The following is an 11,795-nucleotide window of genomic DNA, read 5'->3' as shown; positions in this document are numbered from 1 at the left end:
GATGAGGATAAATGTCCTAAGGTGCTCGAGTGAGCCATGGTCAAGGAACTCGGCAAACTGACCCTGTAACTTCGGGATAAAGGGTGTCTTGATTGGTCAGGAGATTTACTCTCCAAAGCTGATCAGGATCGCAGTGAAACGGGCCAAGCGACTGTTTAACAAAAACACATCACTTTGCTAAGTCGTAAAGACGACGTATAAGGTGTGACACCTGCCCGGTGCCGGAAGGTTAAGGAGAGAGGTCATCCTCGCAAGGGGAGAAGCTTTGAACCGAAGCCCCGGTAAACGGCGGCCGTAACTATAAAAACTGCATGGACCTTCCGCTGTAAAGTGGAACGCAGTGTTGTAGTTGTAAAATTTGGCTATATGCTGGAAACTCCGTAGCATCTCACGCTACTCGTTCTCACTTATGAAAGCAGTGACAATGCGTGAGTGAATTCGGGATGAAAATCTTGGGTAGCGGACAATCAGCAGGAAAGACATCAAATGAACAATCTCAAATCTGTACCGCCTCACATCGGCTATTACCTCGCAGGTTTTGCCGATGGCGAAGGAAGCTTCAACTTCTCATTCCGACCACGTTCAGACTACCGGATACCCTGGAAGGTCTCGGCATGCTTTAACATCTCACAAAAAGACAAAGTGATTCTCGCATTGTTCAAGAGGCACTTGGGTTGTGGGACGATGCGAACGAGACCTGATGGAGTCTGGTATTACGAAGTGAACAATCTCAATGCAATCCGGGAAAATGTGATTCCCTTCTTCAAACGATTTGGATTTCTTTCAGCAAAAAAGAAGAAGGACTTTCAAATCTTCCAGCAGATCGTTGCGATGATTGACAACGAAGACCATCTGACGAAGGAGGGTATCAGAAAAATCCTGAAATTGCGCAACGAGATGAACGATGGAGGGAAGAGAAAATTCTCCGATGAAGAGATTCTGAAATCATTTGATGTATCCTCAGAGACTATACGCCAAATCCCAGTTCGTGAGACAAACTGGGAATGATATAGTCCGTCCTCTGCAGCGATGCAGAGAGCAAACCGGAAATGGTTTGCCTCTCGTTCGATCCTGAACGGGAAGTAACAAACGAGAACGGTCCTAAGGTAGCGAAATTCCTTGTCGGGTAAGTTCCGACCTGCACGAATGGTGTAACGATTTGGTCACTGTCTCGACCATGGGCTCGGCGAACTTGTGGTACCGGTGAAGACGCCGGTTACCCGCATATGGACGGAAAGACCCCGTGAAGCTTTACTATACCTTAACATTGGGTTCGGGTAAAACATGTGTAGCATAGGTGGGAGACGTTGAAGCCGGGGCGCTAGCTTCGGTGGAGTCACCAGTGAAATACCACCCTTGCTTTATTTGAATTCTAACCTCCTGCCGTGATCCGGCAGAGGGACCGTGTTAGGCGGGTAGTTTGACTGGGGCGGTCGCCTCCTAAATTGTAACGGAGGCTCTCAATGGTTCCCTCAGCATGGTTGGTAATCATGCGACGAGTGTAAAGGCATAAGGGAGCTTAACTGCGAGACGGACAGGTCGAGCAGGTGCGAAAGCAGGACTTAGTGATCCGATGGTAGCACGTGGAAGTGCCATCGCTCAAAGGATAAAAGCTACTCCGGGGATAACAGGCTGATCTCGCCCAAGAGTTCATATCGACGGCGAGGTTTGGCACCTCGATGTCGGCTCATCACATCCTGGGGCTGGAGAAGGTCCCAAGGGTTTGGCTGTTCGCCAATTAAAGTGGTACGTGAGCTGGGTTCAGAACGTCGTGAGACAGTTCGGTCCCTATCCTATGCGGGCGGAGGATACTTGAGGAGCGTCGTTCTTAGTACGAGAGGACCGGAATGAACGGACCTACGGTGTACCTGTTGTCACGCCAGTGGCAAACGCAGGGTAGCCATGTCCGGATGGGATAAGCGCTGAAAGCATCTAAGTGCGAAACCCACTCCAAGATGAGGTATCCCGGGCTTCGGCCCCTAAAGACCCCTCGAAGATGACGAGGTTGATAGGCCACAGATGTACGTACAGTAATGTACTCAGTCGAGTGGTACTAATAGGTCGTGCGACTTAACCATTATTTTTATTGACTCGGAACATTGTTCTTTAGGGTACATCAATAAGCATATGGGAAAGCGCCCAACGTGATGTTGGAAATGCTCTTCCGATTGTCAACTCTTTGACATATTCTGGTGGCTATAGCGAAGGTGTTACACCCGATCCCATTCCGAACTCGGCAGTTAAGCCCTTCAGCGCCGATGGTACTACTCGGGTAACTGTGTGGGAGAGTAGGTCGCTGCCAGATTTTTACGTAGGGCGTCCCGAGACTTCGGGACGCCCTTTTTGTTTTCAACCCATGCTCGAAGAAGCGCGGTTCCTGAATGAAGTCGAAAACAATTGATTCTTCCCACTGCAGTACATTGACGATGCCCATCCGGGCTGAAAACCCGTCCAACCAACAAACTAAACCTTTGAGGGGGTCGTATGATGCTTCTTGCTGCTGGCAACAGCCCTGCTTGTGATGGTGGCAGGGTGTTCTTCCGAGGGGGGAATTGACTCTGCATCGAATGCAGTGCCTGCGACGCTCGAAAAGCGACAGGTTCCCATAGGAGGCAGTCTCAACGGTACCGTTTCCCCCTCGGTCATCTCGCCCGGAATATTCAGGTGGGAGGTGGCGGCACAGGGAAACATATCGCATTTGGGCCGCGTGAATGCCGCGATTATCTTCCCCGAAGTCGAAGTTGACATTCCCGGCCAAACCATGATCGTTCGAAGCGGTACTTGGACTGGCGTGATGACCGCTGCCAACGGTGATCGGTTGTTCGGCCTCTACACGGTTCGTAACGGCTCGACAACTTTTGATGCTCTGGGGAATATCGGCTTTGTAGCAGATTTGGAAATTACAGGAGGCACGGGTCGTTTTCAGGGCGCCTCGGGATCAGGTGTGGCAAACGGTCAAGGCAATGTTTTCACGCTCTCCTTCGGTACGTCGGTGCAGGGAACGATCTCTCAAGTTGGAAACTGAGATAGACTCTTAGATGCAAAAGCCCCCGGAAACAGGGGCTTTTTTGTTACATATCCGGTCTCATCCTCACAAATACCGGCTCGCGCAACATCTTGTCTTTCGTCCATGAAGCGTACTGGACTTCGCAGAAGAGTTTCGGTTCGATGTAGGTGGAAGAGGCATCGTCGAGCGGCTTTTCTTTGACCGGGCGTTTGATGGTTTTGACGGACTTCAGTTCCCCGTAAATCTCCTTCATCATCTTTGCGTCGAAGCCGGTACCGACTTTTCCGACGTAGCGCAAATTTCCGTTTTCCGCTTGAGCGAGATGCAGCGCGCCGAATTCGGATTCACGGTTTCCTTTTCCTTTCGTGTAACCGATAATGAAACACTCTGTCGTTTGACGGGTCTTGATCTTCAGCCAGCCCGTCGTTCTTTTGCCGGGCTGGTAGACGCTGCTTTTCTCCTTTGCCATGATACCTTCCAATCCCATTGCTGCCGCGGCATGAAACAACGCTTTTCCGTCCTCAACAACTTCGCTGACGCGATACGGCGTATCGCGCTTGATGGCATCTGCCATCCACGTTCTGCGACGAACAAGCGGCTCGTTCATGATGGGCCGGCCGTCGAGATACAGGCAGTCGAACACGTAACACACAGCAGGATACTTTGCGCGGGCCCGCTCGATTGAGCCTTCGGCAGTCTGCTGCATCCGGTGAATGACGTTTTTGAAGACAGGCTTTCCGGCTGCATCAAGACAAACAATCTCCGCATCAAACAAGGCAGTCGTTGCACGAAACGCCTGCTCGGGAACAAGCAACTCGGGAAATCGGCTCGTAATATCCATCTTGTTTCTGGTTCGGATCGTCAGTTGTCCATCATCCAACGAAATCAATGCGCGGATGCCATCCCATTTCACTTCATACAGATGGTCGCCGGAAGCAGGCGGTTTGTCGGCGCTGCCTGCAAGCATCGGCTCGATCGGCTCACGCAGCCAATCAACCTGCGGCGGATCCACACGTTCAAGAAGCCACTCGTTCCCTTTTGTCTGATGCGTTCGGTACTCGGCATTGACTTCCTTGCTTTGAAGGCGGAAGTAGAATCCGTTCTTCTTCTCTTTTGTGATTGCGTACTTCCCGCGGGCATATACCCACATCTCGCCGCCGCCGTACTGTCCCTTGGGAATCTTCCCCTCAAAATTCAGATACTCGAGAGGGTGATCCTCCGTTGCGACCGAAAGCCGCATAACACCCGGCCGCGGTGGCAGGCCCTTCGGCACTGCCCACGATTTCAACACGCCATCCTGTTCTAACCGCAAATCATAATGCAGTCGCGATGCATGATGCCGGTGAACGACGAATGCATTTCCTTCTCCCAACGCGACTGCGGGAACCGGCTCGGGCGTTTTCTCAAAAGTCCGTTTCTGCTTGTACTTTTCTAACATCTCCGGTTCTTTGTGTTTTGCGGAAGGCGGAAGCTTCTTTTTCAGGGTGGATTTCTTTTCCGTGTGCAAAGGTTCGGCAAATGCTGCAATGGCCTCCCACGGGTCGCCGTTTTGCTTCACGCGCTCGATTACCGAAGTGATGTTCAGTTCCGCGATACGCTTGATCTCCGGCAGCTCATCCCACGTCAGCGGTGCGGAAACCGAGGCGCCGGGCAGGCCGCGCACGCTATACGGGGCGACAATAGTTTGCGACGGCCGGTTGCGGAAAATATCAACGAAGACACGGCCTTTGCGATACTCCTTCTTGAGGTGTAGCGTTGTTGTTTTCTCACGTTCCGCTACGAAGGGCTTTGCTACAGCCTCAGCGGCCTGAAACACTTTCTCAAAAGTCCATTTCGGCTCGACGGGGACGAGAATATGCAAGCCTCTCCGCCCTGTCGTTTTCACGAAGGGATGATAGCCGTACGTTTCGATATGTTCCTTCAACTCAAGCGCGAGCTCAGCGACTTGCGGGAAGGTGAATGTCTCCGGCGGATCCAAATCGAACACAAAATAATCGGGCGTGTCATACTTCGGGCCGCGGCAATGCATTTGATGCAGTTCGATGCATGCAAGATTTGCAAGCCAGACAAGCGATGCCGCTTCGGTGGCGAGAATGTAGTCCTTCTTCTCCTCACCACTCCCGAGCGCAACATACTCAAGCCATTCCGGCGCCCACTCGGGGCGGTTCTTCTGAAAAAACTTCTCCCCATCAATTCCATCCGGAAATCTTACCAACGAAAGCGGACGCCCCTTGATGTGCGCAAGAATTGTCGGGGCAATCGTCAAGTAGTACTCAATCAATTCCGCCTTGACGATGTGGTCGTCGGGGTAGAGGACTTTCTGTAGATTGGAGAGTTCAATCTTGCGTTTACCGACTTGCGCTATTTGTGATGTTCGTGCCATTCTGACGTGCATAAGAGTAAGCAATATTCATCCATTTTGTCAAATCACGCGGCGCTGATTAAACGGCAATTAAAAGACATTCATAGCCGTTTTTCATGTTGCATACAATTCTCGATGCTTCTACCTTTGTTCCGCAGTTGTAGTTCACTATCTATTAACTATGTGGAGAGGGTACCATGAGAGCAGGAATCGTTGTCGCAGGGCTGTGCATGCTGCTTGTGCTGGGGTGCAACAACAAAGAAGAGGAATTGCAGAACCAGATTGCCCAGTTGAAGGCCGATCAGGCCTCCCTGCAAACCAATCTGAGTGAGCGTGACAAGTACTTCGACGAGATCATGAACGCGGTGAATGACGTGTACTCCGATTTGGAAGCAGCCCGGGCAAAAGAAGCAAAGCTCGTCGAACGCACCGGAACCGAGGGACCTGTTCAAATTGCCAATGCGGAAACCCGCCAGAAGTTGCTCCAGAACATTGCTGATATTGGCGTATCATTGAAGGAAAACAGGAAGAAAATCGCCGGCTTGCAGGCAAAGATGAAGTCTTTCAGCGGTGAAATTGCGAGCCTCAACAAGCTCATCACAAATCTGAACGAAACGCTTGTCGAGCGTGAACAATCCATTGCCATGCTGGAAAGCAGAGTGCAGGGACTTGAAACTACCCTTGCCGAGAAGACAACGTTGATTGCCGAGAGGGAAAGCACGATCGAGCAACAGCTTAAGACAATCAACACAGGATATTACGTTGCTGGAACAAGCGACGAGTTGGAGAGCAGGGGCATCATCACGGACGAAGGGGGCTTCTTGTGGGGCCTTCTCGGTTCAACAACATTGATGGCGAGCGGAGTCGATCAATCATACTTCAAACCGATTGACAAGACACGCGAGGAAGTTATTCATGTGCAGGGACGGATCAAAGATGTTCTTCCGCGGAGAAGCGAGACATTCTACGCGACAACAGAACCGGAAGGAAATCTTTCGACATTGAGAATCCTCCAGCCGGAGAGATTCTGGCAGGATAGGTATCTTGTCATCATCGTCGATCAACCACAATTCTCTGAAGCCCGCTGACGGAATTTTGTGAACAGCCCGGTCGGCATTCGTCGGCCGGGCTTTTTTTCTTGCGCACAACTGCCCTTTCCCGTATCTTTTCTTCCACATTCTGCAACCGGAGCACGTCACTCATCCACGCCATCAAGTGTCGACGTGTACAAACGTATGTACCATGTTCTTTGATTTTTTTAAGAGGAGGATCCCTATGCGATGGTTCATTTTCGTTCTCGCGCTGTTGTTCGTTGTTGGCCCGCTTCAGGCGGAAATAAAGGGGGAAGAAGTCGAATACTCGACGGACGGAGTGACAATGAAGGGTTACCTTGCGTATGACGCATCTGTTGATGGAAAGCGTCCGGCGATTCTTGTTGTGCATGAATGGTGGGGACACAACGAGTATGCTCGAAATCGGGCACGCATGTTGGCGGAGTTGGGATACACGGCGCTTGCGCTTGACATGTACGGCGACGGAAAGACGGCGGAGCATCCTGAGGATGCAGGCAAATTTTCTGGCGAGGTGTTTGCCAACCTGCCCGTTGCAAAAGAACGATTCCTCGCAGCACTCGAATTGCTGAAGAAGCACGAAACAGTCAACGATAGCAAGATTGGCGCAATCGGCTATTGTTTCGGCGGGGGCATTGTGCTCGCGATGGCCCGCATGGGTGTTGATGTGAAAGGCGTCGTCAGTTTTCACGGAAGTCTCGGCACGCAGGAACCCGCAAAAGCCGGAACCGTGAAAGCGAAGGTTCTCGTCTGCAACGGGGCGGATGATCCGTTCGTACCGAAATCCGATATTGACGCAATCAAGAAAGAAATGAAGGATGCGAAGGTGGACTTCACACTCAAGTCATACGCGGGAGCCGTCCATTCGTTCACGAATCCTGAAGCTGACGAAAAAGGGAAAGCGTTCAATCTGCCTCTCGCATACAACGCAAAGGCCGATGCCGATTCGTGGAACGACATGAAAGCGTTCTTCAAGAAGGCGTTCGCAAAATAGAATCCGAATCCGATACTTTGGTCTGACCACATAGTGATAGCATGGAACTCTTTGTCGGCACAAGCGGCTATAGCTACAAGGAATGGAAGGGCAACTTCTATCCGGAAGACCTTTCCGACAAGGAGTTTCTGCACTATTACGGAACACAACTCAACTCGGTAGAAATCAACAACACGTTCTACCGCCTTCCTACTGAGAGCGTGATGAAGGGATGGGGAGAACAAGTGCCTGCGGGGTTTCGGTTCTCCGTCAAAGCCTCCCAACGCATCACTCATATCAAACGACTCAAAGACGTTGGCGATGAAACAGAATACCTGATACGGGTGGCCCGGACGCTCGACGATAAATTTGGCGTCGTCCTTTTTCAACTCCCCCCAAACATGAAAAAGGATCTCAACCGTCTCGGGCAATTCTTCAAGTTGCTTGCAGGCGATGTGAAAGTTGCTGTTGAATTCCGGCATGTGTCGTGGTTTGATGATGAGACGTTCGACCTGCTCAAAGAGAATAATGCCTCTCTGTGCATTGCCGACTTTGATGAGAAGCTTGAAGTCCCATTCGTCAGTACCGCCAACTGGGGTTACCTTCGTTTGCGGCGTGAGGGATATACGGCAGCCGAACTGAAGAAGTGGATGAAGCGTGTGAAAGACCAGGATTGGAAAACGGCATTCGTCTTCTTCAAACATGAAGATGCCGGCATAGGCCCCAAGCTGGCAACCCAGTTCGGAAAGTTGACCGGGTAGCCTATCGGCTGTTGATTTTTTCTACATCCTTCCCATCTCACGTTGTTCTTCCCCGTATCTGTAGCGCTTTATCCACACTGCCCGCTATCTTTCTCCACCAATCTGTCACCTCTTTTCCCCAATGTGTTGGATCGTTTCAGAGTAATCGGTTCATATTGTCTGAAAACATGAAAGCGATTGCTCCTCGCGTTGTGGCACATCCTTTGGCTTATACTTGAACGATTCCTTTCACCATTCCATCATCCAAGAGACTGCAATGGGAGACCCAACACTCTTACGAAAAGCGCTTGCACTTGAGCGGGACGGACATTTTGGCGAGGCCCTCTGTCTTTTTCAACAATGCGCGGACGACCCGGCCTTCGATGCCGGAGATATGATGTTCCATCGTGGCTGGTGTGCAGAGAACCTGGGGGACACTGCCAATGCAATTGCTCACTACAACCGTGCCGCGGAGTTGACGCGCATCCCCGAATGCAAGTTGAACAGCTTCTTCCGGACAGGCTGGTTGTTCATGCACGTCCGCGAAGTGAGCAAGGCGGCGGATTGTTTTCGCTATGCAATCGATTACGGTGATCTTGTTGACCTCAGGAATGATGCCTATTTCCACGGGATGTATTGGTTTGCGCACGCTCTCGAATTGTCAGAACGTTTTCTCGAAGCGTTGAAATGGTACCGGCGTGTCCAGAGTCTTTCGCCGCAACTTGACCCTGAAAGCCGCTTGCGCCAGATTTTCTGTCTTGTGCATGTTGGGAATTATCAAGACGCGTTGAACATTTGCCGCACGTTTGATATTCCGTCGCCCGAAGGGTTTGACGTACTCCGGTACGAAGCTCTGCAGGCAGAGGCTCGCAAGGAGTACCGTTTGCTGGAAGTCTCTCTTGTACCTCCTGCCTCATTTCGAAAGGCACCACCCCATGTTGGCTGATATCGCGGCAAACATAGCTCACTTGGTGCGCAAGGCTGTAAGTGTGTCGGAGTTGGAATACATGGCTTTTTCGGGACAATACGAGGTTGTACACGGAATCTTTCAGAGCATCGTAAAAGAATCCCGGATTCAATACGCGAACAAGTACATTCTGCACGAAGTTGTGGTTGGTGGCATCAAGAAGCTGCGAGCCTACCTTGCCGTCTCAGCCGAGATCGCTGCCAATCAGGAGAAGGCGTTTATCAGTGAGACGGTGGATCTCTTCATTCGCAACTCGCAGCAGACCGGAAGTTGCCCCCGAGAACTTTTTGAAACCCTTCTGTTGTGGAGTGATGAACTCACGAAACTCTCGTTGCTTCATGAAGCCCTCGAGCGTTACGATCAGGCGATAGAGATGAACGTGGGCAAGTTCCCCGATCTCTACGTTCGTTGCCTGGTGGGGAAGGCGGGCGTGCTCAATACGTTGGGAAAGTTTCCGGAAACCGAATCACTTCTTGCATCACTTGCAAGGCGACCGTATCGGGTAACAGACCGCAACATGATTCCTACGTTATTGTTCAACCTCGGTCAGGAATCACTGTTGAGGGGGAATATTGAATTCTACAAGAGCCTCATGTTTCAAGGACTGAGGCACTTCTATACCGATATCAAACAACGCAGACAGTTCGTCCAACAGATTCGAAAGACCTACCGGCGCTCACATAACGTATTCCTCGACAGTTCTGTGTCATCCTCCGACAAGACGCTGTTTCTTCTGCATCGTGTGTATTTCATCGCCGAACGATTCAAGACAACGCGCTACATCGGAATTGAGCAGGCTCTGAGGTATTGCGTTCTGGGGTACGTGTATTGTGTGAACTATCTGCTCAACAGAGCGGCTTCGGGGGGTATTTCCCCCCGTGAGGGACAGCAGATGCCGGTTTCGCATGTGTTGCGCCGCAGCTTTCTGATTACACGGGCGATGGGAGGGATCGGGGATTTTCTGATGATGACACCGGGCATTCACGAACTGAAAAGAAAACATCGGGAAGCGGAAATCCATCTCGCCATTCCCCGCCGGTACTTCCCGGTTTTTCAGGCCAACCCGGATGTGAAGCTTTTGGATGTCGAGGAAGAGGCATTCAATCATTTCGTGTACAAGAAGTGGTTCAATTTTACTGATTGTCCTGCTTCGCGACTTGAGTCGCGAACGGCGCCGAAGGTACGCAAGAACAGGATAGAACTCTTTGCCGGAAATCTCGGACTCGGCAGGTGGACTGTAAGAACAATGCGCAAGCTCCCGCGCTACTTCGTGACGGAAGAAGAAAGGGAGTTTCAGAAGAGTTTCTGGGCAAGCCGTGGGCTTGAAGGGAAGACCGTGATCGGCGTTCAACTGCATGCCGACGAAGTCTATCGCGACTACCCTCACATGCAACAACTTGTTGTACAGCTCTCCCGGCACTATCACGTTCTTGTCTTCGACATCGAGCCGATCAGCGGTTGCGACGGACCCAACATTACCAAAGTCGAAGGGTTGCCGATGCGGCAGGCGTTTGCCCTCGTCTCGGGATGCAGCGCAATCGTGGCACCCGATTCCTCCTTCGTTCATCTTTCCGCCGCATTCAACATCCCCTGTGTTGCCCTCTATGGCCCGATTGACGGGAAGGTCAGAACAATGGATTATCCGAATTGCCGTTTCATTGATGTTCGCGCAAAACTCGGCTGTATGCCCTGTTGGCGCAATGACAAGATTCCCTGTAAGCTCACCAACATGCGCACAAGCGTGTGCATGGGGGATATTTCGATTGATGAGATTATTACAACCGTACACAATTTTACGAAGGAAGAATGATGAACACGTACAACAAACTCTGCGATGCAGCCGATTGGTTTCGTCCGGGTATCAATGAGATCATCCGGAAGGAACTGCGGGAAGTTCCACGGTTCCATAGGAAGCAATGGGAGTTTGCCATGATCGTGCAAGCGCTTCGCGACTGCGGCAAGCTTGAGCCCGAAACATACGGATTGTCAATGGGAGGAGGGAAGGAGCTGGTTGCGTATGCGATTGCCCGGCATGTCCGGCAACTGGTCATTACCGATCTGTACGAGATGAACACGTCGTGGGATTGTGCGAAGACGGAAAGCCCCGACGGATTCATTCGCGAAAACAGGCCGTTTCCGGTTGACGATGCGAAGCTGAAAGCCCTCCGGATGGATATGCGGGACCTGCAGTTTCCCGACAACACGTTCGACTTCTGCTATTCAACGTGCGCGGTTGAACACATAGGAGGGCGGGAAGATTTTCTGAAACACTTCAACGAAGTTGCCCGCGTCTTGAAAGATGACGGCGTGTATGTGTTCACAACGGAAGTCCTGTACGGCAACGAACCAATCAAAGATGAACACAATTACGTTTTTTCGTTTCCCTTTCTTGCAGACATACTTGCAGAAAGCGGCCTTGTTGCCGAGAATCTTTTTGATGCCCGAATTTCGCATCACACAATCCACCGTCCGATTCCTTCGAACCTGATCAACCTGTCATATTCCGCGGAAACGAACCTACCCGGCAAGTTCATGCAAGAAAGTGTGCACCTTCAACTCCTGCGCGGCAAACATCCTTTCACGTGCGGGATATTCACACTCAGGAAAAAGAAGACGGCGAGAAGTACGCAACGGCTGCAGGTAATCGGACTTGATGAGACGAAGCGCTGACAGACA

8 protein-coding genes and 2 rRNA genes (1 of these 10 only partly in view) are annotated in these 11,795 nt (G+C 51.3%); 9 read left to right on the top strand and 1 reads right to left on the bottom strand.

The features are described from left to right. The 3 genes from KF749_07005 to KF749_06995 form a co-directional block, all read left to right on the top strand. A 23S ribosomal RNA gene (locus KF749_07005) occupies positions 1-2,078 on the top strand; it begins 1,777 nt to the left of the window's first position. 110 nt (positions 2,079-2,188) lie between these two features. Then, a 5S ribosomal RNA gene (rrf, locus tag KF749_07000) occupies positions 2,189-2,305 on the top strand. Between the two features lie 189 nt (positions 2,306-2,494). Further along, positions 2,495-3,025: a hypothetical protein gene (locus tag KF749_06995; protein ID MBX2990904.1), complete on the top strand. Its 531-nt coding sequence runs from the start codon at positions 2,495-2,497 to the stop codon at positions 3,023-3,025. 46 nt (positions 3,026-3,071) lie between these two features. Here KF749_06995 and ligD read toward each other — a convergent pair whose 3' ends face one another. Then, positions 3,072-5,390 carry a non-homologous end-joining DNA ligase gene (gene ligD, locus KF749_06990; protein ID MBX2990903.1) on the bottom strand — a complete coding sequence of 773 codons (2,319 nt, stop codon included), beginning with the start codon at positions 5,388-5,390 and terminating at the stop codon, positions 3,072-3,074. Positions 5,391-5,566: 176 nt separating this feature from the next. Between ligD and KF749_06985 the strand changes: the two genes are divergently transcribed. From KF749_06985 to KF749_06960, 6 genes are all read left to right on the top strand, one after another. After that, positions 5,567-6,457, top strand: a complete 891-nt coding sequence (locus KF749_06985) for a hypothetical protein (protein ID MBX2990902.1) — start codon at positions 5,567-5,569, stop codon at positions 6,455-6,457. Positions 6,458-6,644: 187 nt separating this feature from the next. Next, the gene (locus KF749_06980) at positions 6,645-7,433 is read left to right on the top strand and encodes a dienelactone hydrolase family protein (protein MBX2990901.1); all 789 of its coding nucleotides are present in this window, start codon (positions 6,645-6,647) and stop codon (positions 7,431-7,433) included. A 41-nt stretch (positions 7,434-7,474) separates the two neighbouring features. Continuing rightward, a complete protein-coding gene (locus KF749_06975; GenBank protein ID MBX2990900.1) occupies positions 7,475-8,173 on the top strand; it encodes a DUF72 domain-containing protein in 699 nt (232 codons plus the stop codon). A 256-nt stretch (positions 8,174-8,429) separates the two neighbouring features. Then, a complete protein-coding gene (locus KF749_06970; GenBank protein ID MBX2990899.1) occupies positions 8,430-9,098 on the top strand; it encodes a tetratricopeptide repeat protein in 669 nt (222 codons plus the stop codon). After that, complete coding sequence (locus tag KF749_06965; GenBank protein ID MBX2990898.1) at positions 9,088-10,929, top strand: glycosyltransferase family 9 protein; 1,842 nt, start codon at positions 9,088-9,090, stop codon at positions 10,927-10,929. The genes KF749_06970 and KF749_06965 overlap by 11 nt, the downstream gene beginning before the upstream one ends. Then, positions 10,926-11,789 carry a class I SAM-dependent methyltransferase gene (locus KF749_06960; protein ID MBX2990897.1) on the top strand — a complete coding sequence of 288 codons (864 nt, stop codon included), beginning with the start codon at positions 10,926-10,928 and terminating at the stop codon, positions 11,787-11,789. Before KF749_06965 ends, KF749_06960 begins: the two co-directional genes overlap by 4 nt. Positions 11,790-11,795 lie beyond the last annotated feature (6 nt).

Source organism: Bacteroidota bacterium (assembly GCA_019637975.1).
Taxonomy (GTDB): domain Bacteria; phylum Bacteroidota; class Ignavibacteria; order UBA10030; family UBA6906; genus CAADGV01.
This window is presented reverse-complemented; position numbering and strand designations above follow the sequence as displayed.